The 25475-nt window shown below is 52.3% G+C and carries 23 protein-coding genes; 22 read left to right on the top strand and 1 reads right to left on the bottom strand.

Translation table 11 applies throughout. The features are described 5' to 3' along the window. Positions 1-38: 38 nt before the first annotated feature. The 14 genes from vgrG to AC3WQT_RS02620 all read left to right on the top strand — a co-directional run bounded on the left by vgrG (position 39) and on the right by AC3WQT_RS02620 (position 16354). Positions 39-1811 carry a type VI secretion system tip protein VgrG gene (gene vgrG, locus AC3WQT_RS02685; protein WP_492701988.1) on the top strand — a complete coding sequence of 591 codons (1773 nt, stop codon included), beginning with the start codon at positions 39-41 and terminating at the stop codon, positions 1809-1811. A 32-nt stretch (positions 1812-1843) separates the two neighbouring features. Beyond that, a complete protein-coding gene (locus AC3WQT_RS02680; protein ID WP_492701986.1) occupies positions 1844-2134 on the top strand; it encodes a PAAR domain-containing protein in 291 nt (96 codons plus the stop codon). Positions 2135-2605: 471 nt separating this feature from the next. Then, positions 2606-3091 (top strand): MarR family winged helix-turn-helix transcriptional regulator, encoded by a 486-nt coding sequence (locus tag AC3WQT_RS02675; protein ID WP_492701984.1) that lies wholly within the window; start codon positions 2606-2608, stop codon positions 3089-3091. 71 nt (positions 3092-3162) lie between these two features. Next, positions 3163-4695, top strand: a complete 1533-nt coding sequence (locus AC3WQT_RS02670) for an efflux transporter outer membrane subunit (RefSeq protein ID WP_492701982.1) — start codon at positions 3163-3165, stop codon at positions 4693-4695. Further along, positions 4692-5957 (top strand): HlyD family secretion protein, encoded by a 1266-nt coding sequence (locus tag AC3WQT_RS02665; RefSeq protein ID WP_492701980.1) that lies wholly within the window; start codon positions 4692-4694, stop codon positions 5955-5957. The genes AC3WQT_RS02670 and AC3WQT_RS02665 overlap by 4 nt, the downstream gene beginning before the upstream one ends. Further along, on the top strand, positions 5957-7513 hold the full coding sequence (locus AC3WQT_RS02660) for a DHA2 family efflux MFS transporter permease subunit (RefSeq protein WP_492701978.1): 1557 nt from the start codon (positions 5957-5959) through the stop codon (positions 7511-7513). The genes AC3WQT_RS02665 and AC3WQT_RS02660 overlap by 1 nt, the downstream gene beginning before the upstream one ends. Before the next feature lie 216 nt (positions 7514-7729). Further along, positions 7730-8266 (top strand): TlpA disulfide reductase family protein, encoded by a 537-nt coding sequence (locus AC3WQT_RS02655; protein ID WP_492701976.1) that lies wholly within the window; start codon positions 7730-7732, stop codon positions 8264-8266. Positions 8267-8344: 78 nt separating this feature from the next. Beyond that, positions 8345-8782: a type II 3-dehydroquinate dehydratase gene (gene aroQ, locus AC3WQT_RS02650; RefSeq protein ID WP_492701975.1), complete on the top strand. Its 438-nt coding sequence runs from the start codon at positions 8345-8347 to the stop codon at positions 8780-8782. Positions 8783-8927: 145 nt separating this feature from the next. After that, on the top strand, positions 8928-9386 hold the full coding sequence (gene accB / locus AC3WQT_RS02645) for an acetyl-CoA carboxylase biotin carboxyl carrier protein (protein WP_492701973.1): 459 nt from the start codon (positions 8928-8930) through the stop codon (positions 9384-9386). Positions 9387-9496: 110 nt separating this feature from the next. Then, a complete protein-coding gene (gene accC, locus AC3WQT_RS02640) occupies positions 9497-10864 on the top strand; it encodes an acetyl-CoA carboxylase biotin carboxylase subunit (RefSeq protein ID WP_492701971.1) in 1368 nt (455 codons plus the stop codon). Between the two features lie 297 nt (positions 10865-11161). Next, positions 11162-12073: a 50S ribosomal protein L11 methyltransferase gene (gene prmA, locus AC3WQT_RS02635; RefSeq protein WP_492701969.1), complete on the top strand. Its 912-nt coding sequence runs from the start codon at positions 11162-11164 to the stop codon at positions 12071-12073. 7 nt (positions 12074-12080) lie between these two features. Continuing rightward, positions 12081-13835, top strand: a complete 1755-nt coding sequence (locus tag AC3WQT_RS02630; RefSeq protein ID WP_492701967.1) for a DUF3426 domain-containing protein — start codon at positions 12081-12083, stop codon at positions 13833-13835. Positions 13836-14023: 188 nt separating this feature from the next. After that, complete coding sequence (locus AC3WQT_RS02625; protein ID WP_492701965.1) at positions 14024-15280, top strand: YjgN family protein; 1257 nt, start codon at positions 14024-14026, stop codon at positions 15278-15280. Between the two features lie 9 nt (positions 15281-15289). Next, on the top strand, positions 15290-16354 hold the full coding sequence (locus AC3WQT_RS02620) for a M48 family metallopeptidase (RefSeq protein ID WP_492701963.1): 1065 nt from the start codon (positions 15290-15292) through the stop codon (positions 16352-16354). Between the two features lie 67 nt (positions 16355-16421). Here the strand turns inward: AC3WQT_RS02620 and AC3WQT_RS02615 are convergent, their stop codons facing one another. Beyond that, a complete protein-coding gene (locus AC3WQT_RS02615; RefSeq protein WP_492701961.1) occupies positions 16422-17024 on the bottom strand; it encodes a hypothetical protein in 603 nt (200 codons plus the stop codon). 171 nt (positions 17025-17195) lie between these two features. On the opposite strand from AC3WQT_RS02615, the gene mpl reads away from it, so the two are divergent. The 8 genes from mpl to AC3WQT_RS02575 all read left to right on the top strand — a co-directional run bounded on the left by mpl (position 17196) and on the right by AC3WQT_RS02575 (position 25464). Continuing rightward, positions 17196-18599, top strand: coding sequence for a UDP-N-acetylmuramate:L-alanyl-gamma-D-glutamyl-meso-diaminopimelate ligase (gene mpl, locus AC3WQT_RS02610; protein ID WP_492701959.1), 1404 nt, complete (start codon positions 17196-17198; stop codon positions 18597-18599). After that, positions 18596-19168 carry a YqiA/YcfP family alpha/beta fold hydrolase gene (locus AC3WQT_RS02605; RefSeq protein WP_492701957.1) on the top strand — a complete coding sequence of 191 codons (573 nt, stop codon included), beginning with the start codon at positions 18596-18598 and terminating at the stop codon, positions 19166-19168. The genes mpl and AC3WQT_RS02605 overlap by 4 nt, the downstream gene beginning before the upstream one ends. A 46-nt stretch (positions 19169-19214) precedes the next feature. Further along, on the top strand, positions 19215-19781 hold the full coding sequence (locus AC3WQT_RS02600) for a chorismate--pyruvate lyase family protein (protein WP_492701955.1): 567 nt from the start codon (positions 19215-19217) through the stop codon (positions 19779-19781). A 407-nt stretch (positions 19782-20188) separates the two neighbouring features. Further along, positions 20189-22297, top strand: coding sequence for a ribonuclease catalytic domain-containing protein (locus tag AC3WQT_RS02595; protein WP_492701953.1), 2109 nt, complete (start codon positions 20189-20191; stop codon positions 22295-22297). Positions 22298-22299: 2 nt separating this feature from the next. Continuing rightward, positions 22300-23388, top strand: coding sequence for a TonB C-terminal domain-containing protein (locus AC3WQT_RS02590; RefSeq protein ID WP_492701951.1), 1089 nt, complete (start codon positions 22300-22302; stop codon positions 23386-23388). Beyond that, positions 23385-24224 (top strand): shikimate dehydrogenase, encoded by an 840-nt coding sequence (gene aroE, locus AC3WQT_RS02585; protein ID WP_492701949.1) that lies wholly within the window; start codon positions 23385-23387, stop codon positions 24222-24224. Before AC3WQT_RS02590 ends, aroE begins: the two co-directional genes overlap by 4 nt. Beyond that, positions 24221-24916, top strand: a complete 696-nt coding sequence (mtgA, locus tag AC3WQT_RS02580; protein WP_492701947.1) for a monofunctional biosynthetic peptidoglycan transglycosylase — start codon at positions 24221-24223, stop codon at positions 24914-24916. The genes aroE and mtgA overlap by 4 nt, the downstream gene beginning before the upstream one ends. Beyond that, positions 24913-25464: a hypothetical protein gene (locus AC3WQT_RS02575; RefSeq protein WP_492701945.1), complete on the top strand. Its 552-nt coding sequence runs from the start codon at positions 24913-24915 to the stop codon at positions 25462-25464. The genes mtgA and AC3WQT_RS02575 overlap by 4 nt, the downstream gene beginning before the upstream one ends. The last annotated feature ends 11 nt before the right edge of the window (positions 25465-25475 follow it).

The raw sequence follows: 25475 nt of genomic DNA, 5'->3' as shown, positions 1-25475 counted from the left end.
CTACGGCTGTCGATAACCAAAACCGAGGGGAATAAGTAATGGGTGATACTGCAGCAGGTGCTCTTGTCACGTTTGAGATCCAGGTCAATGGCAAGGCCATTCCTGTGAGTATGCAAATTCAAAGTGTCGTCACAGATCAATCCATCAACGGTATTAGTCGTGCGACCATCAGCATCCTCGATGGCGACCTGGCGACTGAGAGTTTTGCCGTCAGTGCTTCAGATGTCTTTGTACCTGGCAACAAGATCAGTATTGCAGCGGGTTACGATGGACGTAATGCATCCATTTTCCTCGGCATTATTTGCAAGCAAACCATACATGGTGGTCATACTGGCTCCATCCTGAACATAGAATGTCAGGATGAAGCCGTCAAAATGACAGTAGGCAGACATAGCAGAAGCTGGGCTCAGAGCAGCGACAGTGATGCCATGAAGCAGCTCATAGGCAGCTATGGCCTGGCAGGCGTGGTCAGTGACACTGTATTACCACTGCCAACACTGGTACAGTATTACGTCAGTGACTGGGATTTCATTGTCAGCAGGGCCGCAGCCAATGGCATGCTGATTACGGCAATCAACAACACGGTCAGTGTATTTGACCCTGCCAAAAACAACACACCGGTATTGACTGCGACTTATGGTGTCGACATCTTGAATTTTACTGCTGAACTGAATGCGCTCAGCCAGTTGGGGCAGGTCAGTGCCAGGTCATGGGATTATCCGACTCAAAGCATGATCAATGCCGAGGCACAAAATACCAGGCCCGGACCCGGCAATATCAGCAGCAAGACCCTGTCAGCGGTTGCCGCACTAGATAATTTTGTATTGCAGACGGCTACTGCTGAAAGCCAGGACGTACTGAGCGCCTGGGCGCAGGCACAAATGAGCCAGAGTCAGTTGGCAAAGATAACCGGCACAGTGAACATGGCTGGAAGCAGCCTGCCCGGTGCAGGTAAATACCTGACACTGCAGGGCGCGGGTGCGCGCTTTAATGGCGAGCATTTCATCTCCAGAGTCAGGCACGCAATCATTGAAGGCAATTGGCATACTGAAATCAGCATAGGCCTGCCAGCCAAGGCTGAACAGCAATCTTCACAGGCACCGCAGGCAGCCGGTCTTTTGCCAGGCATAGGCGGTATGTACAACGCCGTCGTCAAACAAATTGCCAATGATCCTGCCAGCGAATACCGCATTCTTGTCGATGTACCGCTGTTTGATGACAAGAGCGGGGTCTGGGCCAGGCTTGCCAGTTTTTATGCGGGTAATGGGCAAGGGACGTTCTTCATGCCGGAGATCGGGGACGAAGTCGTGCTTGGGTTTCTGAACCAGGATCCGCGATATCCTGTGATACTTGGCAGTTTATATAGTCAGGTAAATAAACCAGCTTCCATATTCAAACCTGAAGATAGTAACGCCATCAAGGGTATCGTCAGCAAATCAGATTTGCGCATCCTGTTTGATGATCAAAACAAGGTGCTGGGCTTGCATACGCCCAAGGGCAATAAAGTGGTGCTGGATGACAGCACGGGCGGCATCGCCATTAGTGACCAGAACGGTAATTCTCTGGTGATGTCAAGCAGTGGTATCAGAATCAAGAGTGTGGGCAATATCAGCGTGGAGAGCAGTCAGAATATCGGCATCATGGGGCAGAGCGGGATTGCCATTGCCGGTAATGGTGGAGACGTCAATATCTCGGGGATGAACATTCAGCAACGAGCCCAGTCACTATACAGCGCCAGCGGTGATGCCGGGGCCAAGCTGCAAAGCAGTGGAGAGCTGATAATCAGGGGTAGCATGGTTATGATTAATTAAGAACGTATTCAAAAAACACAGGACATCACCTCATGCCAGCTGCAGCCCGCGTCACTGATTTTCATCAATGCCCCATGACTACAGGTCCCATTCCTCATGTTGGTGGCCCTGTCACAGGGCCTGGTGCCCCGAATGTCCTGATAGGCAAACTGCCTGCTGCCAGGGTGGGTGACATGCTGGTTTGTGTCGGGCCGCCTGATTGCATAGCCAAAGGCTCGAGTACTGTCATGATTGGCGGCATGCCTGCTGCCAGAATGGGTGATCTTACCGCTCATGGCGGTGCGATATTGATGGGCGACTTCACAGTGATAATAGGTGGATGAACTGACAAGAACAAAGCAAGGGTATTCGTCATAAACTTCATCTGAGTCTTTAAATCATCTGTCGGGCACCCCTGGCTTGTGCTTTGACTTGTCGGGCAATCTATGTGGCTCCTGCCACGATCTCATGCCAGGGTCATGCCCATGCCCTATCTGGCAAGGTCAGAATATATTACTTCTACAATTACGCCATTTTCTATCTGTGTTTCTGCATTTGTTTGCAGGGACTATCGTCGCTTTGATTTTTGATGAATTATTGCCACACGATTGATTCATTGCTCTGCAATTGTCATTTTTTGTGACGCCATAGCGATTCGGCTGGCAGTGTATCAGATTCTTATCCCCCTTCATTTCACTGCATTTTCCTATGAAAACAAGGTGCTTACCTATGCGTGGTGGCGGCTTTCATGCTGTCCTGCAAAAAATTTTAAACTGGTATAGACTATTGACTAGTCAATGAATATTGTTGCTGCCATGAACCACGAAAATCAAAATTCAGAGTTTTTTGCCCATCAGGTTGAAGAAAGCGTCGGTTATCTGCTGGCCCGTTCCCGTACCATGCTGTCCCGGGCGATTGATGAGTCGCTGCGCCGCCTTGATATCACTCACGCTCAAGGGAGTGTGTTCATGATGCTGTCCATGGGCACTTGCCATACGGCAGCTGATCTTGCGCGCGAGCTGTTTATCGATTCTGCTGCTATGAAACGCACGCTCGACAAGCTGGAAGCCAAGGGCTATGTACAGCGCATCGTGGATGACAACGACAAACGCCTGTTCAAGCTGGCACTTACCGCCAGTGGCAAGGCCCTGGCGGCGCAATTGCCAGCCGTGTATTCAGAAGTGCTGGATGTGGGTTTTACAGGTTTTGCGCCTGAGGAAATCAATTTTCTCAAGTATCTCTTGCGCAAATTGCTGGCCAACAGATCTACCCTTGAAGCATGGATGGCACAGAATAATTAGTTGCTTGGGCAATTAATTCATTCACCAATTTTAGTCATTAATTTTTGACATCGTTTTTTGACATCATCCATATGAAAAAATCTCTTTTCCAGCCAGTCAGAGCCGCAGCCAGCCTGCGCCTGCTGCTCAGTGCATCTGCATTGTGCCTGCTGTCGGCCTGCGTCAGCTATCAGGGTATTGAAAGCCATGCGCAGCTTAAGACCCTGACAGCGCAAACAGGGGCTTTCCCTGATCAGGGCGGTAATGCGGCCTGGCCCGACCTGCAATGGGCGACAGGCATAGGTGGTGCAGAGTTGCAGGTATTGATAGGCCGCGCGCTGGAAAACCATCCCAGCCTGCAGGTCGCCGCCGCGCGTTTGCAGGCTGCACAGGCAGCCGCTGCTGCTGTGGGTGCGAGTAAATTGCCTTCAGTTAATCTTGGTGTGGACAGCACTTACCAGCGTTTTACCGAGCATGGCCTGGTGCCGCCACCACTGGCAGGTACTTACAATACGAATAACCAGATCAGTTTCAATGCTTCTTATGAACTGGATTTCTGGGGCAAGCACAGTGCAGAAATGCGTAGCGCCATGTCTCAGGAAAAAGTGGCAGAAGCCGAAGCGCAAAGTGTGCGTCTGATGCTGAGCAATGCCATTGCCCGCGCCTGGCTGCAACTGGCACGTCAGAATGCACAACTGGAACTCAGCAAGCAACAACTGGCAGTACGTGAACAGTTTGACAGCCTGACGCAACAACGTGTCAAAGCCGGTCTTGATACCAAGGTAGAAGTACAGCAAAACCTGGTGCAATTGTCTGGCCTTAAAAATGAAATCTCCCAATGGCAAGAAGCCATGGCATTGACGCGCAACCAGATCGCTGCCTTGCAGGGTCTGGGTCCAGAAGAAGGCAGGCTGATCGCCATACCCAAATTCCAGCCCGTGGCAGACACGGCATTGCCAGGTAATTTGCCGCTGGAATTGCTGGGCCGCCGTCCTGATATCGTCTCTGCCCGCTGGCGTGTAGAAGCGGGGCAAAGTGATGTCGATGTCGCCAAGACCCAGTTTTATCCCAATATCAATATCGTTGGTTTTGCCGGTTTATCCAGCCTGGGCCTGAGTAATTTGCTCAATAGCGGCAGCAGCATCATAGGTGTTGGCCCGGCGATACGCCTGCCGATATTTGAAGGTGGCCGCCTGCGTGCGCAATTAAAGGGCAAGGTCGCGGCTTATGACGTGGCTGTGGCGACCTATAACCAGAGCCTGACCGATGCCCTGCATGAAGTAGCAGACCAGGTGCAGATACTGCAAGCCAGCCAGTCACAATTGGTAGAGCAGCAGGTTGCAGAACAAGCTGCCCGTGTAGGGCTGCAACTGGCACAGCAAAGACAAAAGGCGGGCACTGCCAACAAGCTGCCCGTGCTGGCTGCGGAAAGTGTAGTGCTGTCCCAGCAAAAACTCTCGCTGGAATTGGCTGCGCGCCATACAGAAGCGCGCATTAACCTGATCAAGGCGCTTGGTGGTGGTTATGAAAGCAAGGCCTTGCCTGCGACTAATTCCACTGCCGCCAGCAGTAATAAAAACATCATTCAATCTCAAGTTAAAAACACAGCGGAGGCCGCGTTATGAACGCCCCAGATCAAAACAAACCTGTCAATGTTCCTGTTCAGGCTGAATACGCACCAGAAAAAAATGGCAAGCGCCGCGTGCTACTGATCATCATCACCCTCATCGTGCTGGCATCAATTGCTGCCTATGCCGCATGGTGGTATACAGTAGGCCGCAATTTTGAACATACTGAAGATGCCTATGCCGCCGGCAATGTCGTGCAAGTGACGTCACAAGTTGCCGGTACGGTAGTCGCCATTCATGCTGATGACACTGATGTTGTGCAGGCAGGCAAGCCTCTGGTGGAGCTCGACAAGACCGATGCCAAGGTGGCTGTTGATCAGGCCGAAGCTCAGTTGGCACAGACCGTACGTGAAGTGCGCGTACTGTTTGCCAATAATGGCAGTCTGCAAGCCAATGTCAGCCTGCGCAGTAGCGAAGTCGAAAGGGCCAAATCTGACCTGGCACGCCGCACCCAGTTGCTGAGCACAGGTGCTGTCTCTGCTGAAGAACTGGAGCATGCCCGCAATGCCGTCAAGAGTGCAGAAGCTGCCTTGCAAGCGGCCAATGAACAACTGACATCCAATCGCACACTGACAGAAAACACCACCGTCACCCAGCACCCGAATGTCTTGCGCGCTGCCGCCCGTGTACGTGAAACCCTGCTGGCCCTGAGCCGCACCAGCCTGCCAGCACCCATGAATGGTTTTGTCGCCAAGCGTGCCGTGCAAGTCGGCCAGCGTATCGCCCCCGGTGCACCCTTGTTGTCCATCGTGCCTTTGAATACCTTGTGGGTAGATGCCAACTTCAAGGAAGTGCAGCTTGCCCATATGCGTACAGGCCAGGATGTGGAATTGCATTCTGATTTGTTTGGTAGCGACGTGACTTACCATGGCAAGGTGCTTGGCATGTCAGCCGGTACCGGTTCTGCCTTTGCCTTGCTGCCTGCGCAAAATGCCAGCGGTAACTGGATCAAGGTTGTGCAACGTGTACCTGTGCGCATCAGCCTCGACCCTAAAGAGCTGGAAGCGCACCCATTGCGCATCGGTGTCTCCATGCAGGTGCAGGTCAATATCTCGCAGCAGCAGGGCGCACCGGTAACTGCAGCGGCACGCACCGTTCCTGCCTACCAGACTGCAGTGTTTGAGCAAAATGGTAAAGATGCTGACCAGCGTATCGCCGAGATTATCGCGGCGAATTTGCCGGGCACTAAAGATCATAAAGACGATCACAAAGAAAGTCACAGCGCTGCCGCAATTAAAACCACAGGCAAGGGTGCGTAATGAGCACGCCACGTCCTCAGGCACCGCATCCACCACTGAAAGGTGGGCAGCTGGCAATGGGCACGCTGGCCTTGTCGCTGGCGGTGTTCATGAATGTGCTGGATTCGTCTATTGCCAACGTATCGATACCGGCAATCTCTGGCAACCTGGGCGTCTCGCCACAGCAGGGTACCTGGGTCATCACTTCGTTTGCGGTAGCGAATGCGATTTCTGTACCGCTGACGGGTTGGCTGACTACGCATTTTGGCCAGGTCAGGTTGTTCCTGTCGTCCATCCTGCTGTTTGTCATTTCATCGTGGCTGTGCGGCATGGCACCCAATATTGAGATACTGATCGCTGCACGGATCTTGCAGGGCGCAGTTGCGGGTCCCATGATCCCGCTCTCACAGGCCTTATTGCTGGGCAGTTACCCTCCCGCGAAAAGCTCCATGGCGCTGGCGCTATGGGGCATGACGACCCTGGTCGCCCCCATCATGGGGCCGCTGCTTGGCGGCTGGATCTCCGACAATTATTCCTGGCCCTGGATTTTTTATATCAACATCCCGGTAGGTTTGTTTACTGCCTGGGCCACCTGGTCCATCTATCGCAAGCGCGAATCTGCCATCAAGAGCCTGCCTATCGACAAGGTTGGTTTGTTCCTGCTGGTGGTCTGGGTCGGCGCTTTGCAAATCATGCTCGACAAGGGTAAAGAGCTGGACTGGTTCAATTCTGGCGAGATCATCCTGTTGACCGTAATTGCTGTGATAGGTCTGATTTATTTCGTGGTCTGGGAACTGGGGCAAGATCATCCGGTGGTTGATCTGTCGCTGTTCAAGGGGCGCAATTTCAGTGCCGGTGTGGTGGCTATCTCGATAGGTTATGGCTTGTTCTTTGGCAGTCTGGTCATCATGCCGCTGTGGTTGCAAACGCAGTTGGCTTACACCGCGACCGAAGCGGGTAAAGTCATGGCACCAGTCGGTATCTTCGCGATTATTTTGTCGCCCATCATAGGCAAGATCTTGCCCAAGGTGGATGCCAGAAAAGTCGCCTCTGCTGCCTTCCTGGGTTTTGCGCTGGTCTTCTTCCTGCGCTCGCGATTTAATACCGAAGTGGATACTTATACCTTGCTGATTCCCACGCTGATACAGGGCGCGGCAATGTCGATGTTCTTTATCCCATTGACGTCTATCATCCTGTCAGGCCAGCCACCGGATAAAATCCCGGCAGCATCGGGTTTATCGAACTTCGTGCGCATCATGTGCGGCGGCATGGGGGCTTCCATCATGACCACCATCTGGGACAGCCGCAGCACCCTGCATCATGCCCAGATTGCAGAAAACACCGGTAGCAGCTTTCCCAACTTTGTGCAGACCGTGCAGGGGCTGATGCAGCAAGGCATACCAGAACAAGGCGCCTACGCTATCATCGACCGCACTATCAGCGTACAGGCCAGCACCATGGCCGCGACGGATATTTTCTGGATGTCGGCCTATATGTTCATCGGCCTGATAGGTCTGGTGTGGCTGACAAAACCGAAGAAATCGGCGGTACCTGTGGATGCAGGTGGGGCGCATTAGGCCGTAGAGGTGACAGATCAAGATGGCCGGTTGAGAAAACGCGCGCATTTTATGGGGCGTTTTCTATGGTGCTTATTGCCCTTGATTTGCAATCCGGTTGAGTTTTTATATTGATATTGGAGAGCCTGATCTATCCGTATTCATTCCAGCAAAAATCTCCCAGCTAAGCTAATATCCCTGCCTTGAGCTGCAATGTTGCCCTTAATGAGTATGTCTATGAATAAGAAGTTTATTGCCCTGGCCGTGGCGCTGGGTTTGTTGTTTGGGGGTTTGGGGATTTATGCGGGCAACCGCCAGACCACGCCCAAGCCGCCGGCTGACAAGTCGGTTGCGCAATTAATGGCGCAGCAGTTCAAGGATAGTGAGGGCAAACCACAATCCATGACTGAATGGCAGGGGAAATTCCTGGTGGTTAATTTTTGGGCAACCTGGTGTGCACCTTGCGTTCAGGAAATGCCTGAATTGTCAGCTATGCAAGATGGATTCAAAGGCAAGTCCATACAGATACTTGGGCTGGGCATAGATAGTCCGACAAATATTGCTGATTTTGCAAAAAAATATAAAATCAGCTATCCCTTGTTTTCTGCGGGCATGGAAGGTTCTGAGCTTTCGCGCCAATTGGGTAACACCGGTGGCGGTTTGCCGTTTACTGTACTGATTAATAGCGAGGGCAAGGTCGTGAAATCTTATCTGGGCCGTCTGAAGATGGATGAATTGCATACCGATATTGCCAAATATTCTTTGGAAAAATAGAAGTCGCATCGTTTTTCCTTGCCAATCTGCGTCGATTAGCGGCAAAATGCGGCCATCTTCGTCAAATTGAATGTGACTATGGCGCGCAAACTATTGCTGCTGAATGGCCCCAATCTGAACCTGCTCGGTACGCGCGAGCCTGCTACCTATGGTGCTATCACCCTGGCCGAGATAGAAGCAGCGGCACAGGAGCAGGCAAAAGCAGCGGGCGCAGAGTTGTCATTTTTTCAAAGTAATCATGAAGGCGCATTAATTGACCGCATACATGCTGCACGAAATGAGCAAGTCGATGCTATTATCATCAACCCGGGCGGCCTGACGCATACCAGTGTTGCCTTGCGGGATGCCCTGGCAGGCGTGGCGATCCCGTTTATTGAAGTGCATATATCAAATGTACATCAAAGAGAAGCCTTCAGACATCATTCATACTTGTCTGCAATTGCCAAAGGGGTCATCTGTGGCCTCGGTACTGAAGGTTACCGTCTGGCGATTGACTTTTCCCTGAAAAATATTTAAATTCTCGCATCTTCGCGTAATTTGCTGATAATGCCAGCTTATTTCGTATATAATCCAAACTTCGGCGGCATTCCCTGAGCTATTGTCATGCTCAGTATTGCGCGTCCCAATTAATTCAGAACCACTTTTTTCAAGGGGATTCCACATGGATTTAAGAAAACTCAAGACCCTGATCGACCTCGTAGCAGAATCAGATATCGCTGAACTGGAAGTAACTGAAGGTGAAGGCAAAGTCCGCATCGTCAAATCTTCTGCGATGCCGCAAAATCAGGTCGTCATGATGCAGCAGCCCCAGCATCAAATGATGCCTGCCGCAGCCCCGGCCACCGCTGCGGCCGCACCTGTTGCAGCAGCACCAGTCGTGCCGGATGGTCATATTGTCAAATCCCCTATGGTTGGTACTTTCTACCGTTCCTCCGCGCCTGGCGCAGCTCCTTTTGCTGATATCGGCAAAAGCGTGAATGCTGGCGACACCCTCTGCATTATCGAAGCAATGAAATTGCTGAATGAAATCGAAAGCGATTTCACAGGCACGATCAAACAGATTCTGGTTGAAAATGGTCAGCCTGTTGAATACGGCCAGCCGCTGTTTGTGATTGGCTGATCCAGGCGCGCGTGCGCGAACTGAAGTCCAATGCCCGTGTTGAGGGCAATAATACTGGACAGGGTTTTCTGCTCACGCAATTGCAACCATTGCCACCGCAAAGTTAAATCATGTTTGAAAAAATTCTTATCGCCAATCGTGGTGAAATCGCGCTACGTATCCAGCGCGCCTGCCGCGAGATGGGTATCAAAACCGTGGTCGTGCACTCTGAAGCTGACCGCGAAGCAAAATATGTGAAGCTGGCCGACGAATCTGTTTGCATAGGCCCTGCTCCGTCGAATCTGAGTTACCTGAGCATGCCAGCCATCATCAGCGCCGCTGAAGTGACTGATGCCCAGGCCATCCATCCAGGCTATGGCTTTTTGTCTGAAAATGCCGACTTTGCTGAGCGTGTAGAGCAATCCGGTTTTGTCTTCATCGGTCCGCGTGCTGAATCCATCCGTCTGATGGGTGACAAGGTATCCGCCAAGCATGCCATGATCAAGGCTGGCGTGCCATGCGTGCCCGGTTCTGAAGGTGCATTGCCCGACGACCCCAAAGCCATCGTCCAAATCGCCCGCAAGGTTGGTTACCCGGTCATCATCAAGGCCGCTGGCGGTGGTGGTGGGCGCGGTATGCGTGTGGTTCATACTGAAGCGGCTCTGCTCAACGCGGTCACCATGACCAAGACAGAAGCGGGCGCAGCCTTTGGTAATCCTGAAGTGTATATGGAAAAGTTTCTGGAAAACCCACGTCACGTGGAAATCCAGATTCTGGCCGACCAGCATGGCAATGCCATCTGGCTGGGTGAGCGTGATTGCTCCATGCAGCGCCGCCATCAAAAAGTCATAGAAGAAGCACCAGCACCCGGCATCCCGCGCAAGATAATAGAAAAAATCGGTGACCGTTGCGCTGCTGCATGCCGCAAGATCAATTATCGTGGCGCAGGTACTTTTGAGTTCCTGTACGAAAACGGCGAATTCTATTTCATAGAAATGAATACCCGCGTGCAGGTTGAACATCCGGTCACAGAGATGATTACCGGTGTTGATATCGTGCAAGAACAGATACGCATCGCTTTCAATGAAAAGCTGCGCTTCAAGCAAACCGATATTACGCTCAAGGGCCATGCCATTGAGTGCCGTATCAATGCCGAAGATCCGTTCAAGTTCACCCCTTCGCCTGGTCGCATCACTTCCTGGCATACACCGGGTGGCCCTGGCATACGTGTGGATTCGCATGCTTACGCTGGCTATTTCGTGCCGCCGAATTATGATTCCATGATAGGCAAGGTCATCGCCTATGGTGAAACCCGCGAACAGGCCATACGCCGCATGCAGATTGCTTTGTCAGAGATGGTGGTAGAAGGCATACAAACCAACATCCCGCTGCATCGCGAACTGATGATAGATGCGCGGTTTATTGAAGGTGGTACGAATATTCACTACCTTGAGCATAAGCTTGCAGATATGCCGGAGTTGTCGAAGAAGTCTAAGTAATTTGGAGTAAAGACCTCTCAATACAGAGACACAGAGGAAAGTGTTTGAGTTTTGTAGGTTGGGCTATGGTTTACCAGCCCAACACTCGGCGCTTGAATAACGTATACGTTTGTTGAGGCCCAGTGTTGGGCTGATGAAGCGTAGCCCAACCTACGGGATAGACGGGATGCAAAAATTCCGTCAAAAAGAAGCACAGAGAAAACACAAGTTTTTCCCTGTGCTTTTGGTTTTGTTCTGCCACCTCTGTGGTAAGCTTTTCGCTATTGAAGTAATAACGTCGTATAAGAAAGTAGCAATATGGGCTGGATAGAAATAGTCATAGAAGTAGCGCGTGAGCAGGCTGAGGCTTTGTCGGACGCTTTGATGGATGCGGGTGCCTTGTCGGTGTCCGTGGAAGATGCCGATGAAGGTACGGATGCTGAACGTCCGCTGTTTGGTGAGCCAGGTATGGAGCCTGACGAAGCCGCGTGGGACCGCAGCCGTGTGGTTGCGCTCGCCGATATCGATGCCGATCACGCTGAACTGGTGGCTGAAGCCGCCGCTGCCATTGGCCTGACTGTCGTGCCAGCCTACATCACCCGCAATGTAGAAGAACAAGACTGGGTGCGCCTGACGCAATCGCAGTTTGCTCCTATCCATATCGGCAAGAATATCTGGGTCGTGCCTAGCTGGCATGATGCCCCTGATCCTGACGCCCTGATCCTGGAGCTTGATCCTGGCCTGGCCTTTGGTACTGGCAGCCACCCGACCACCAAGCTGTGCATGGAATGGCTGGAAGCGCATGCGCCCAAGGATTTGTCTGTGCTTGATTATGGTTGTGGTTCCGGTATTCTGGCCATGGTCGCCAGCAAGCTGGGTGCCGCGAGTGTCATTGGTGTGGATATTGATCCGCAAGCGATTGAATCTGCCAACTTCAATGCTGAACGCAATAGCTGCCAGATCGAATATGCACTGCCAGAAGGTTTTGGTGCGGCTCATCCTGCATCGCAGAAATTTGATGTGGTCGTGGCGAATATCCTGTCCAGTCCCTTGAAACTCATGGCACCGATGCTGGCTGGCCGTGTTGCTCCTGGTGGTTCACTGATACTTTCAGGCGTGCTGGCAAGGCAGGCCGAAGAAGTGGCAGCAGCGTATGCGCCTTTCATCAAGCTCACAGTCTGGGCTGAGCATGAAGGCTGGGTGGCGTTGTCTGGCTCTTTGAGTAGCTGAGGCGACTATGGCACTGGCGACCCGCTGCCCCCACTGTCAGACTGCCTTCAAGGTAGCCAATGATCAGTTGAAGTTGCATGCGGGCCTGGTGCGCTGTGGCTCATGCCAGCAAACTTTTAATGCAGTAGAAAACCTGATTCCGGTCGAGGGGCAAAAACCTGCGCCAGCGCCAGTCAGCAAGTCAACACCTGCATCTGCGCCAGCTACAAGTCAGTCGTCATCACCGCCGGCAACGGCAGCGACAAATAATGTTATGACTGCCAGGCCGCAAGTCAGTGCAGCGGTGCCAGCGCCAGCAGCAAAACCAGTCATGTCTGCCACGGCAAGCGAAGTTGTGGCAGAAAGCAAGCCAGAATCCAAGCTGGACGCCAAGCCAGTGCCGGCAGAACATCTGGCGTTCCTGATCGAACCTGAGGCCAATTTCGAGCAGACGCGTATAGTTCCGCCAGCTCCCGTCACTCCTGTGGGCCGCTTCTTCCCGCCGGATGCGCTGCCGCAAGAAGACACGCTCTTGCCAGACAGTCTGGTGCCGCCAGAAAGGGGCGCAGCTGTCGGCACGCCAGCAAGCAGCGCGACGGCCAGGCCTGCAACAAAAGTGCTGGCCGCCATCAGCAAGGCCGAGCTGGAATTTGAGGCGGAAACTTTTGACATGCCCAGGGATATTCCTGCGGCAGTCGGGTCCGCCGTGGTTACTCCTGCTGTGCTTACTCCAATCAGCACGGCGCTCATCACCGCAGAGACGCAGAAGCTTGAGCCTGTGCTCGACCCTCTCAGCCAGCTCAAGGCTGACCCTGAACCGGCAGGTTTAAAAAAGGAACCTGTAATCAGTAGCTCATCGGCTCTCGATTTTGACCTCGGTGATGGCGGCTTTTTGCTGCCGTCTGAGGAGGTGCAGGAAGCCGATCTGTCCCGCATAGAACTGGAAACCCGTGCCGCCCTGATGGACCCGCCAACAGCTGACTGGTCAGTCAGCGAAGCCGTAGAAGATGCGGCGGATGGCAAAGAGAAACTGCCAGAATTTGCTGCCACTGAAATTGCGGATGCACACAGCACCAGCAAGGTCTGGCGTCATAAAGATCATGCGGATGTCGCTTCACCTGATGACGCGGTTTCCATCAATGATGATGCTACTGATGGGCTGCACAAAGATTCCTATATAGGTGAGGCTGAAGCCGCGCTCGCCAATCAGGCCGCCATCAATGAAGATTCCAGCAGTGATCCTGAAGAAGAGGCAGCCAAACCCAACTTTGTCATTCAGGCAGAAAAGCAGCGCTCCCGCAAACGCATCGCCAACATCATGCTGGGTTTGATGATCGTTTTACTGATTCCATTATTGCTGGGGCAGTCTGCCTATATTTTCCGTAACCAGCTCGCTGCCAGAGTGCCAGAAGCCAAACCCTGGTTACAGCAGGCCTGCAAATACCTGAGCTGCCAGGTGGCATTGCCCGCGCAGATAGAAAAGATTTTTGTCGATTCGAATGAATTGCAAAATCTGGCACCAGAACGTAATGTCTTTATGCTGGTCATGCAAATCCAGAACCAGAGTGATGTAGCGCAGACATGGCCGAATATAGAACTGGTCTTGAATGATGTTAAAGATAAACCCTTGTTGCAACGCGCTTTCACTCCAGCTGATTATCTGACAGAAAAAGATAAACTGGAAAAAGGCTTTGCTGCTGGTGGTGAACACAGCATCAAATTGTATTTTGAGTTGCCGGCACTGAAAGCAGCTGGCTTTCATGTAGGCGTATTTTATCCATGATGCGCCATTTACATGCCTGCCATGATTATGTCTGTCCATATGGCCGATATAATCCAGGTTTTGCTAAAGCAATAGCCTGTATTGAAGTCTTGTAGCAAAAATTTTCAAACCTGATAGTCTTATGTTATTTCTCCTTGTCTCCGCCAAAAGGGCAGGGCAAACACGCTAAGACCATAAAGACTTCAGGCATGCAAATACAAACCGGGGCTACAGATATGTGGCCACCTGCGGCAGACCTTCTGCCCGCAATGACTATCCCAGATCATGATGCTGCCGCAGATACAAGCTCTGGACTTATAGCAGAACAGCATACTGAATACCAGCCTTCATTCACTGGCACAGGCAAAGAATATTTTCGCATCTGGATCGTCAATCTCTGTTTGAGCCTGGCGACTTTGGGTATTTATTCAGCCTGGGCAAAAGTGAGGCGGCTCAAGTATTTTGACCGCAATACCCAATTGAATGGCACGGTCTTCAATTTTCATGGTGATCCTAAAATCATATTTCGTGGCAGGGTCATCGCAGTGCTAATGCTGTTCTGCTATCACTACCTGTTCACTTTTTCAAAAACACTGGCGCTGAGTCTGTTTGCCATTTTCTTGCTGGGCGTGCCGTGGATGATGCGCAGTGCCTTGCGTTTTCGCTTGCGCAACACCAGTTACCTTGGTCTGCGCTGTCAATTTCACGGCACACTTGCGGGTGCTTACAGAACGTATTTTCCAGTCGGCCTGATGGTGTTATTGCCGGGTTTGCTCGGCGTTTTGATGCCACGTCGGCCCGAGGTTGTGGCACTTGCTTTCATCCCTTATTTAAGCTGGCCCTGGCTGCATGCACGCATGCGCATGTATCAGCATAATGAACTGGCTTTTGCAGATTTGAAAAGTAGTTGCAAACTCACCAGTAACTCTTTTTTATGGGCTTATTTTGCTGTCGGACTGGTCTTGCTGATCTTTGTCATGATGGTAGGGATGGGCAGTGCCATTTTCATCGCCACGCTCAAAAACCATACCCCGGACAACTATAAATTTTTTATGGAGATGTATGGCTGGCTCTTGTTCCCGCTAGGATTTTTGGTGATATTGCTGGCCTATATTATCTTCCTCAGTGGTAGTACTTTATTGCAAGTCAAAATCTGGAACAAGTCCTGGAATGCCACCCGTTTCCCTGGCATGGCAATAGACTCACATTTGCCCTACAAGGCTTTTTATTTTATGCAGGTAAAGAACCTCATCCTGACCATGTTGACGCTCGGTTTGTACCGGCCATTTGCGGTTGTGAATATTTATCGCTTCCGTTTGCAGCATGTCAGTTTGAAAGCGACCGGTTTTGAGCAGTTGCTGGCAGCACAGCACGCGCCAGTTGCGCAGACGGGAAAATCAGGGCAAGTCGGCCAGGCCAGTGGTGACAGTACCGCAGATTTGTTTGGTTTTGATTTGTCCTGGTAGAAAGCATTCATGATACAAGCACATTATTTTGACCATCACCGGGCTTTGCTGCACAAGGTCATCCTGCATTTTCAGGCTAGCGGAATCAGTTTGACAGGCGAGGGTATAGACAGACAGATAGACAGGAGCCAGTTGCAACTGGAAGAAGCTTTTCAGGATGCGCCATGCATACTCAATTTTGCTGATGGCAGCCATTGTGAAATTCACGCGCAGGCTGACAAGCAAAGCCTGCTCGCGTATCTTGGCTATCACCCATCCATCGTAGAGCGATGGCAGCACAAATGGCAGGCAGCCTTGCTGGCGATTGTCGTCATGGCGGGTATTTTGTTCTCGGCTTATAAATGGGGTGTGCCTGTGCTGGCCGACAAGCTTGCAGTTCTGGTCCCTGTCAGCTATGAACGCGCCCTCGGTGCCGAAATAATGAATGTGCTGGACCAATCCATGCTGAAACCAAGCAAGCTTGATGACCGCACAATAGCGCAGGCCGAACAATTATTGCGTCGCTTGCGCAACAAGGATGCACAGGTGCCGGTACACCTGGAAGTACGCAACTCGCCGCAAATCGGCCCGAATGCCTTTGCCCTGCCAGGTGGTACCGTGGTTGTTACCGATCAGTTGATTGCCCTCATCATTGGTACTGGCGGCAACGAGTTGACGGGTTTTCTGGCGGATGAATTATCAGGTGTGATGGCGCACGAAATCGGCCATATAGAACATCGTCATGCCATGCGCCGTTTGTTGCGCAATGGTTTGCTGACGGTCACCCTGGGTAGCATGTTTGGTGATTTCAGCTCGGTTGCGGCCCTTGCACCTGCGGCTTTGCTGAACCAGGAATATAGCCGTGAAATGGAAGTTGAAGCCGATACCTATGCCATTGCAGCACTGGTGCAAAGGAAGATTTCACCCGGCCACCTGGCTGATGTATTAGCTGAAATGAGCGAGAAGCGCAAACGGTCTGGAACTGAAGCGATGCCCAAATGGTTACGTGCAATGAATAATTACGCTGCCAGTCATCCGCCTTCGGATGAACGTATAGCCCGTTTCAAGAAGGCGGCAGCGGCCATGGCGCAGTAAATGGTGAATTAATCAGAGTAGAGGGGTAAGCCAGGAAGATTGCTTCAGGCGATTTTTGTGCAGATGCTCAATCTGCTGTCTCAGCCTCTGCCATAATCGCCCGCAAAGCAGCGGCATTGGCGCGCTCAGTGCTCTTGCCGTGACCGCTGCGTATGGCATCCTGATCTTGTAGCACCAGATGTACCCCTTCGTTTTTGTACATGAAACTCAGTGTTTCTATACTTTCATTGCGATTATTGAAACTTTCTGAAACTTCAAATTGCACATCTTTGTTTAATAGGTAGATGGCAACATCCTTGGTATTGTCAGCAAATAAATGCAAATGAATATCGGAATGATTGCCTGCCGTGCCATTCAGCACTGCGCCAACGATATAAGGGCTGTAGCGCTCCATGTCTTCCATCAGCTCAAGGGCAAGTTGACGTAAGTGTAATAATCGCTGCGGCTGAGTATCGCCAAAGAATAATTCATTGTATTCGCGTACTTCCTGCTCGATTTGGGCATTGTCAGGCATGACATCACCCTTGACTTTATGGTTGCCCAGCAACTGCTTGGCCGCCTTGCGCTTGGCCGAACCATAATCTGCCCCATCCTCGGCTATCATACGCGCCGCCAGCGCGGCAATCTCTGCCCGCAGGTTCTCTGCTTCATTAGGTGTATGGATCATCATGGGGTAATCATAACTGAAACCTTGGCTAAATCCAAAAACAAGACTGCTCAATGCAGAAAAATGCAGATTTTTTGTCTATGCACTCATAGGTTTTCAGCTTCTGTTACGAGTGGTGACAAGAACATGCCTTCTCTCAGGTAGAATTGCGGGATTCTGGAATTTGGTTCAATTATGCATATTCACATTTTAGGTATCTGCGGCACTTTCATGGGTGGCCTGGCCGTATTGGCAAAAGAAGCAGGTCATACAGTGACGGGCTGTGATGCCAATGTCTATCCGCCCATGAGCACCCAGCTCGAATCCCAGGGCATCAGCCTGACCCAGGGTTTTGGGGCAGAGCAGATAGCGCTGGAACCGGATTTGTATGTCATAGGCAATGTCGTCTCGCGTGGCAACCCGCTGATGGAAGAAATCCTCAACCGCGGCTTGCCCTATGTGTCTGGCCCGCAATGGATGGGCGAACATATCCTGCGTGACAAGTGGGTACTCGCTGTTGCTGGTACTCATGGCAAAACAACCACATCTGCCATGCTGGCGTGGATACTGGAATATGCCGGATATTCGCCTGGCTTTCTGATCGGTGGTGTACCGCTGAACTTTGGTATCTCTGCCCGCTTGTGGGGCAACCACGCCTCTGACTTTTTTGTCATCGAGGCTGATGAATACGATACTGCCTTCTTCGACAAGCGCAGCAAGTTCGTGCATTACCATGCCAAGACAGCCGTGCTCAACAATCTGGAATATGACCATGCCGACATCTTCCCCGATGTGGCGGCCATAGAAACCCAGTTCCACCATCTGGTGCGCACCGTACCCGGTGTAGGCCGTCTGATCGTGAATGGCAATAATGCCGCACTGGAACGTGTCCTGAAACGCGGCTGCTGGAGTGAAAAAGAATTCTTTGGCAATGACCAGGCCTGGCGTCTGCTCATGCAAGACGGTGAAGACTTTGATGTCTATTTCAATGACCAGTTGCAAGGCAAGGTGCAATGGAATTTGAATGGCGAACATAACCGACAAAATGCGCTGGCCGCGATAGCCGCTGCCCGCCATGTCGGCGTCACACCAGAAATCGCGATCGAAGCGCTGGCCCAGTTTGTCAGCGTCAAGCGCCGCATGGAAGTACGCGGTGTCGCTGATGGCGTCACCGTCATCGACGATTTCGCCCATCACCCTACAGCCGTTGCCACGACGGTGGAAGGTTTGCGCCACAAGGTTGGCGATGCCCGCATCCTGGCCGTGCTGGAGCCGCGCTCAAACACCATGAAGCTGGGCACCATGAAACAGGCCTTGCCTGGTAGCCTGGAGCAGGCTGACCTGGTATTTGGTTTTGGCGAGGCAGACGGCAAATCAGCTTTAGGCTGGGATCTGGCAGAAGCACTGGCGCCACTGGGTGACAAGGTCGCCTGTCATCACAAGATAGATCAACTGGTGCAGGATATCGTCAGCAAAGCCAAGGCTGGTGACCATGTACTCATCATGAGTAATGGCGGCTTTGGTGGCATCCATCAAAAATTGCTGGATGCCCTGCAAGACCGTGCGCAGCAAGCAGGTAAACAGGCGATTGCAGCATGATTCTCTACCTGCACGGCTTTCGTTCATCGCCTGATTCTTACAAGGCGCGTGTCATGCTTGCGCATATGGCGAAGCTGGGCCGTAGCGAAGAGATAGCCTGCCCCGACCTGTCACCTTCGCCAGCGCTGGCGATACAACAGGCTGAGGCTTTACTGGCAGGGCACAAGGCAGAAGACATCTGCATCATAGGCTCGTCGCTGGGTGGTTATTATGCGACCTGGCTGGCAGAAAAATACGGTTGCAAAGCTATCTTGCTGAACCCCGCCGTCAAGCCGCCACGTGATCTGGAGAGCTATGTTGGTGTGACAACTTATTATCATAGCGACCGCGTATTTGAATTCAAGGCTGAATACATGGCTGAGTTGCGCGCCCTGGCTGTGGAAAAGATCACCCGGCCTGAGCGTTATTTTTTGATGGCCGCTACCGGTGACGAAGTGCTGGACTGGCGCGAAATGGTCGCCCATTATCCGCAAGCCAGACAGCTCGTGATTGAAGGCAGCGACCATGGCATTGCTGAATTTGCCGATTACCTGGATCAGGTGATGGCCTTTGCAGATGGCAGGGCCTGATTTGGAAGCAGCAATTTTGCACACAGGTTTGCGGACAAGTAAGCAAATGCAGCGACCGCTGGCCGCGCAATGGTATGCCCATGTGAATGCAGTTGATACCAGCGCGCTGATGGAAGACTGGCTCAGTAACCGCGATTCACTGACGGCCAGGCTGGTGGCACGGTGCCAGCAGTTTCGCGTGCAGCGTTTGTCGCAGCACAAGGCAGTGTGCCTGCAGGATGAATATGCTGCTATAGGTTTGGCCCGCGCCATGAAAGTCCATGAGCGCGAAGTGTTTTTGCGTTGCGATGGTGTGGCCATGGTGTATGGTCACACCATCGTCCCGTTGAGTGCTACGGCCAATGAATGGCCGCTGTTTCATGCGCTTGGTGAAAAGTCTTTGGGCAGCACCTTGTTCAACGACCCGCTGGTGCGCCGTGGTGAATTGCATTACGCCAGGCTAAGACAGAGTCACCCGTTGATACGCCGCATCGTGGCAAGACAGCCGGAGTTGGCAGGTGTGCATAGCATGCTGGCACGCCGGTCTCTGTTCTGGCGCAAGGGTGGGTGTTTGCAGGTGACGGAAGTGTTTTTGCCGGGGGTTGAGGGTTTGCGGATTATTGAAAAGCGGTAAGGCCGAAGACCGCTCAACACAGAGGGCACAGAGAAATGCAAAAAGGACGTAGAGAGAAACAAGGCGGTACCGTATTAATGAGGCAGCTCTCTCAAAGTCGTCATTCCTGCGAAGGCAGGAATCCATCGGCTGGCGACACCAGCGGCGTTCGTGGCAAACTGATAAAGCCAAAACGCAAGCTGCAATGTATTTACTTCTTCCCCTTCAAGGGGGAGGGAAATGAAATAGGCATATGAATAATTTTCCGCTTTGCTGATAAAAGCAAAGTAAATATAGAACAACAGACATCTTAAACAAGAGACGCAGAGAATAAAAAAGAAGCAGTAAAGATCCAGGATTTTTTCCTGTCTTTCTCCGTGTCTCTGTGTTGAGCTTTTTGGTCATAAACAATATTAAAGAAGTATTGAATGAATTTATTTTTCGAAGAATCCGGTGATTTCAAGGCAGGCAGCATCATGACGCATGCTGGTGAGGCTTATCAGGTCGAGATGGCCAGTGGCAAGCGGACCAAGGTGAAAGCCAAGGATGTGCTGTTGCAATTCGCCTCTCCCGATCCCTCCAGCCTGATCGAACAGGCCAAGGCTGCTGCTGCTGAGATAGACCTGGAATTTTTATGGGAAGTCGCCGGGCAGGAAGAATTTGGCTTTGCTGAACTGGGCACAGAATATTTTGGCCACGCACCGCAGCCTGTCGAAGCCGCAGGCCTGATCTATGCCTTGCATAATGCGCCGGTCTATTTCTACAAAAAAGGCCGTGGCCGCTACAAGGCTGCGCCTGAAGCATCGCTAAAAGCCGCACTCGCCGGTATAGAAAAGAAAAAACAGCAAGCCCTGATACAGGCTGGCTATGTCGAAGAACTCAAGCAAAACCATTTGCCAGAGGCGATGAAATCGCTGGCCCTGCAACTCTTGTTCAAGCCCGACAAGAACAGCATAGAATACAAAGCCCTGGCAGAAGCCTGCGATGTCATGCAAATGTCGCCGCAACGTTTGATGCTGGCTGTGGGTGGCATTGCCAGCCCCAAGCATCTGCATCTGGCCAAATTCCATTACGAGCATTTCCCCAAGGGCGTGGGTTTTCCGGCCATTACCATACCGGCCTTGCCTGCTGATCTGCCCGTGGCTGATGTACAGGCTTTCTCTATCGATGACGTGACTACCACCGAGATTGATGATGCCTTTTCTGTCGTCGATATCGGCAATGGCCAGTTGCGCGTCGGCATACATATTGCCGCGCCTGCCCTGGGCATACAGCGCGGTGACGCGATCGACCATATTGCCCGTGGCCGCATGTCTACCGTGTATATGCCGGGCGACAAGATCACCATGCTGCCGGATGAGCTGGTCAATACTTACACCCTGGGTGCAGGCCAGACCCGACCGGCGGTGTCACTGTATGCAACCCTGAATACCGAAGACTGGTCCGTCATCAGCACTGAGACCAAGGTAGAAGCAGTGCCCATGGCCAGCAACCTGCGCCACAATGACCTGGATGCTCTGGTCACTGAAGATAACCTGGCCAATGATGCCGGTGAATATCCGCACAAGGCCGATATCGCGCAACTGTGGAAATGGGCACAAGTGCTGGAACAGGGGCGTATGGCCAAGCGTGAGAGCTTTGGCATGAAGCCTGAGCAAAATAACCGCGTCGATTTCAATTTCTATGTAGAAGATGACGTGGTTTCCATCGTGCGCCGAAAACGTGGTGCGCCGCTGGACAAGATCGTGGCCGAGCTGATGATCTTTGCCAACAGTACCTGGGGCAAACTCATGGCTGACCATGGCATCCCTGGCATCTACCGCGCCCAGGGCGTGGCCGGTGGCCGTGGCCCCGGCGGCTGGACAGCACGCATGCAGGTGCGCATGCTGACACATGCGGCACCGCATCAGGGCCTGGGCGTGGATCAATATGCCTGGAGCACATCGCCGTTGCGCCGCTATACCGATCTGGTCAATCAATGGCAAATTATCGCCTGCGTACAGCATGGCATTACGGCACCTTTGGTCGCTACCTTCAAACCCAAGGATGCTGACCTGTTTGCGATAGTCTCCGGCTTTGATGCAGCTTATGCCGCCTATGCTGATTTCCAGAACAATATGGAACGTTACTGGTGCCTGCGCTGGCTGGGTCAGCAAGAGCAGCGTCAGGTCGAAGCTGTTGTTTTGAAAGACGAAGTCTTGCGTCTGGTCGATATTCCGCTCATCATCCGTTTACCGGGTATGCCACAAACTGCACGCGGTGCCCAGGTCAGGCTGGATATCCTGCGCTGGGATGAAGTTGATCTTGAAGTCGAAGCCCGCCTGCTGGAATTGCTGTCCACCGTCACCGAACTGGATGAAGAAGAACTGGACGATGAAACCAGCACAGAAGTCGCAGAAGACTTCAGTGCAGAAGAAGGCGCACCTGCAGAAGTGACAGAGACAGTAGCAGAGGCGGAGAGCGCGACAGCAGACGTTGCAACTGATGTTGCAAATGACGACGCGAATACTCCAGACGAAGAACAGCCACAAGCCTAGTAATGAAAAGTCAGAATAAAAAAACCAAGCCTGCGAAACAGGTCAAACAAGAAAATCTGCCTGGCGAGCAAGATCAGCCTGCAAAGGCAGGTGAGGCTGTATCCGTCGCATCAGTAAGCTCTGTTACTGGTGCTGCAACTGCTGGCAGCAAAGTAAAAAGCGACTCAGCCAAGTCTCAAACCATCAAATTGGGGGCAGGCAAAGCCAACCATGAAAACCTGATTTTCACGGTTGCCATTACTGCTTCGCTGGTCTTGCACGCGCTGGCTTTGCTGGTGCATTTTGTCATGCCCAAAACCATAGACAACAAGCCGCGTGATGCTGACCTGGAAATCATCCTCGTCAACTCCAAGCATGCCAAACCGCCAGTCACGGCGGAAGCATTGGCACAGGCAGACCTTGACGGTGGTGGCGCGCATGATAGCGGACGTAGCAAATCTCCCTTGCCAGACATGAAGCGTAGCGAAGACGGCGATGCCTTGCAAACCAATAGCCGCAAGATTGCCGAACTGGAAGAGCAGCAAAAGCAATTGCTGGATCAGGCCAAACTCAAGGACAACTTCCGTCAAGAGAAGCAGGAAAAGAAAAATACGGAAGACAAGCCCCAGCCGTCCACTGGTGCAGATAACGTCGATACCACCAAGGCGCTGGCGCGCATGGCTGCAGAAATTTCGCAAACCATAGAAGACCAGAACAAGCGCCCGCGCAAAACTTATATCACGCCCAGCACCAAACGCCTGGACCATGCGATTTATTACAAGGCTGTGCAAAAACGCATAGAAGATACAGGTACGCTGAACTTCCCGCAAAAGGATGGCAAGAAACTGTATGGTGAAATGTTTATTTCCATCCCCATTTTCCAGGATGGCACCATCTATGAAAAAGAAGGCGGCCCACGCATAGAAGTCTCTTCCGGCGACAAGGCGCTGGATGCGGCTGCGCTGCGTATTGTCCGTCGTTCCGGGCCATTTGGGCACTATCCAAAAGCCAGTCTGGGGCCAGACAGTAATGAAGTCTTCATCATGTTTGCCCGCTTCAAATTCACCCGCGAACAGCAACTGGAAACTGAATTGCGCAAGGGGCCAAATTGAACACTGACCAGTATGTCGTCATAGGCAACCCGATTGCGCATAGCAAGTCACCCGCCATCCATGCCCGCTTTGCTGAGCTGACAGGCCAGCAAGTTGATTACCAGCGCCTGCTGGCACCGCTGGATGGCTTTGCCAGCACTGTCCATGACTTTATCGCAAAAGGTGGCAAGGGAGCCAACGTCACCCTGCCTTTCAAGCTGGAAGCCTTTGCACTGGCCACTGAATTAAGTGAACGCGCCAGGATTGCCGGTGCCGTTAACACCCTCAAGTTCGAGCAAGGCCGCATCTATGGCGACAATACTGACGGCATAGGCCTGGTGGCCGATATCGTACGTAATGCCGGTGTCAGCCTGCGCGGCAAGCGCCTGCTCTTGCTGGGTGCGGGTGGTGCGGCACGTGGTGCCTTGCTGCCGCTGTTGCAGGAGCAACCCGCGTCATTGACCATCGCTAACCGCACTCTCGCCAAAGCACAGGATTTGCAGCAACAGGCGTGCAGCCTGAGTGATAGTTGCGAACTGCAAGCCTGTCGTTTTGAAGACTTGCAACAACCCTTTGATATCATCATCAATGCCACATCTGCCAGCATCAACGACGATGTGCCGCCTCTGGCTGCGACAGTATTTGGCAAAGACACGCTGGCCTACGACATGATGTATTCCGCTGCCCCCACTGCATTTTTGCGGCTGGCCACCAACCATGGCGCCCAATGCCGCGATGGCCTGGGCATGCTGGTAGAACAGGCAGCAGAAGCCTTTGCGCTGTGGCGCGACGTGCGCCCGCCATCAGCTCAAGTACTGGCAGAAATGCGTGCGACCCTGCTAGCGAGCCAGGCATGAAATTATTTGGCCGTCTCCTGTTTTGGCTGGTGCTCGTGCCCTTGCTATTGTTTACGCTTTTGCAAGCCTATTATCTGGCGCATGTATGGTGGTGGATAGACCATAACCCGACCTCTACCAGTTTCATGCGTCAGCAACTGGATGTCTTACAAGAGAAAAAGCCAGACTTTCAACTTAAGCATAAATGGGTACCGTATAACCGCATCTCCAATCATCTCAAGCGTGCCGTCATCGCTTCAGAAGATGATGGCTTTGTCGATCATGAGGGTGTGGAGTGGGAAGCCATGCAAGCCGCTTACGAAAAAAACCAGAAAAAAGGCAAGGTCGTTTCTGGCGGTTCTACCATTACCCAGCAATTGGCCAAGAACCTGTTTCTCTCACCTGACCGCAGTTATTTCCGTAAGGGTGAGGAGTTGATCATCACCTATATGCTGGAAAAATGCATGGACAAACAGCGCATCCTTGAGATTTACCTGAATGTCGTAGAATGGGGTGTGGGTGTCTTCGGCGCGGAAGCGGCAGCCCAAAATTATTATCGTACCAGTGCCGCCAATCTGAGCCCGTCCCAGGCAGCAAGGCTGGCAGTGATGTTGCCCAAACCACGCTACTTTTATAAAAACCCGGGCTCTGGCTATTTGCAAAGACGTAGCGAAATTATCCTGCAGCGCATGAATAACTCCGAACTGCCATGAAATATACAAAACAACGCGGTCTCAGTCTTGTCGCAGTCGCCATCCTCTCCATGCTGGTGGCGGCACTGGGCATGGCTTTCCTGTATTACATGCGCTATGGTCACCTGCCCATGCAAGACGTGTGGGCACGCTTTGGCAAAGCTGCTGCCGTCATCGGCAATGACGTCAAAGACAGCACCGGCCTGCCAACTGACAGCAGCGAGGGCCCGGGCATGCGCCAGGCCGCCACTACCAGCGAAGGCGTACGCCGCTGCACGATTGATGGCAAGACCGTGTATTCAGACACCTTGTGCCTGGATACCAATCCCACCACCAAAAAAATCAAGCTCAACGACTCCAAAGGCATGGAGCCGCCAAAAACTGCGGTCGCCAGAGAAGATGGCGGTAAGAGCGCGGATAATAACTACCCGGCTTCCATGAGCAATGAAGAGATGAAGAAAAAAATCATGGAACAGGCACTGGGTAAAAACGCTCCCGCTTCCAGTGCGGCTGATGAAGACCTGCGCCTGAAGGCCATGAACCGGGCAATTGACAAGGCGACGAAATAAGTTCGCAGGCC

The sequence above is a fragment of the Undibacterium sp. FW305-107 genome (assembly GCF_058788535.1).
Note: the sequence above shows the minus strand (reverse complement) of the source record. Positions and strands in the feature narration are given on the sequence as shown.

Excerpts from the sequence above, each read along its gene's own strand:
- AC3WQT_RS02655 (WP_492701976.1), top strand. The coding sequence starts at position 7,730 with ATGAATAAGAAGTTTATTGCCCTGGCCGTGGCGCTGGGTTTGTTGTTT.
- AC3WQT_RS02660 (WP_492701978.1), top strand. The coding sequence starts at position 5,957 with ATGAGCACGCCACGTCCTCAGGCACCGCATCCACCACTGAAAGGTGGG.
- accB (WP_492701973.1), top strand. The coding sequence starts at position 8,928 with ATGGATTTAAGAAAACTCAAGACCCTGATCGACCTCGTAGCAGAATCA.
- accC (WP_492701971.1), top strand. The coding sequence starts at position 9,497 with ATGTTTGAAAAAATTCTTATCGCCAATCGTGGTGAAATCGCGCTACGT.
- AC3WQT_RS02590 (WP_492701951.1), top strand. The coding sequence starts at position 22,300 with ATGAAAAGTCAGAATAAAAAAACCAAGCCTGCGAAACAGGTCAAACAA.
- mtgA (WP_492701947.1), top strand. The coding sequence starts at position 24,221 with ATGAAATTATTTGGCCGTCTCCTGTTTTGGCTGGTGCTCGTGCCCTTG.
- AC3WQT_RS02625 (WP_492701965.1), top strand. The coding sequence starts at position 14,024 with ATGCAAATACAAACCGGGGCTACAGATATGTGGCCACCTGCGGCAGAC.
- AC3WQT_RS02680 (WP_492701986.1), top strand. The coding sequence starts at position 1,844 with ATGCCAGCTGCAGCCCGCGTCACTGATTTTCATCAATGCCCCATGACT.
- AC3WQT_RS02665 (WP_492701980.1), top strand. The coding sequence starts at position 4,692 with ATGAACGCCCCAGATCAAAACAAACCTGTCAATGTTCCTGTTCAGGCT.
- AC3WQT_RS02630 (WP_492701967.1), top strand. The coding sequence starts at position 12,081 with ATGGCACTGGCGACCCGCTGCCCCCACTGTCAGACTGCCTTCAAGGTA.
- AC3WQT_RS02620 (WP_492701963.1), top strand. The coding sequence starts at position 15,290 with ATGATACAAGCACATTATTTTGACCATCACCGGGCTTTGCTGCACAAG.
- AC3WQT_RS02600 (WP_492701955.1), top strand. The coding sequence starts at position 19,215 with ATGCAGCGACCGCTGGCCGCGCAATGGTATGCCCATGTGAATGCAGTT.
- AC3WQT_RS02595 (WP_492701953.1), top strand. The coding sequence starts at position 20,189 with ATGAATTTATTTTTCGAAGAATCCGGTGATTTCAAGGCAGGCAGCATC.
- mpl (WP_492701959.1), top strand. The coding sequence starts at position 17,196 with ATGCATATTCACATTTTAGGTATCTGCGGCACTTTCATGGGTGGCCTG.
- AC3WQT_RS02675 (WP_492701984.1), top strand. The coding sequence starts at position 2,606 with ATGAACCACGAAAATCAAAATTCAGAGTTTTTTGCCCATCAGGTTGAA.
- AC3WQT_RS02605 (WP_492701957.1), top strand. The coding sequence starts at position 18,596 with ATGATTCTCTACCTGCACGGCTTTCGTTCATCGCCTGATTCTTACAAG.
- prmA (WP_492701969.1), top strand. The coding sequence starts at position 11,162 with ATGGGCTGGATAGAAATAGTCATAGAAGTAGCGCGTGAGCAGGCTGAG.
- aroQ (WP_492701975.1), top strand. The coding sequence starts at position 8,345 with ATGGCGCGCAAACTATTGCTGCTGAATGGCCCCAATCTGAACCTGCTC.
- AC3WQT_RS02615 (WP_492701961.1), bottom strand. The coding sequence starts at position 17,024 with ATGATGATCCATACACCTAATGAAGCAGAGAACCTGCGGGCAGAGATT.
- AC3WQT_RS02575 (WP_492701945.1), top strand. The coding sequence starts at position 24,913 with ATGAAATATACAAAACAACGCGGTCTCAGTCTTGTCGCAGTCGCCATC.
- AC3WQT_RS02670 (WP_492701982.1), top strand. The coding sequence starts at position 3,163 with ATGAAAAAATCTCTTTTCCAGCCAGTCAGAGCCGCAGCCAGCCTGCGC.
- vgrG (WP_492701988.1), top strand. The coding sequence starts at position 39 with ATGGGTGATACTGCAGCAGGTGCTCTTGTCACGTTTGAGATCCAGGTC.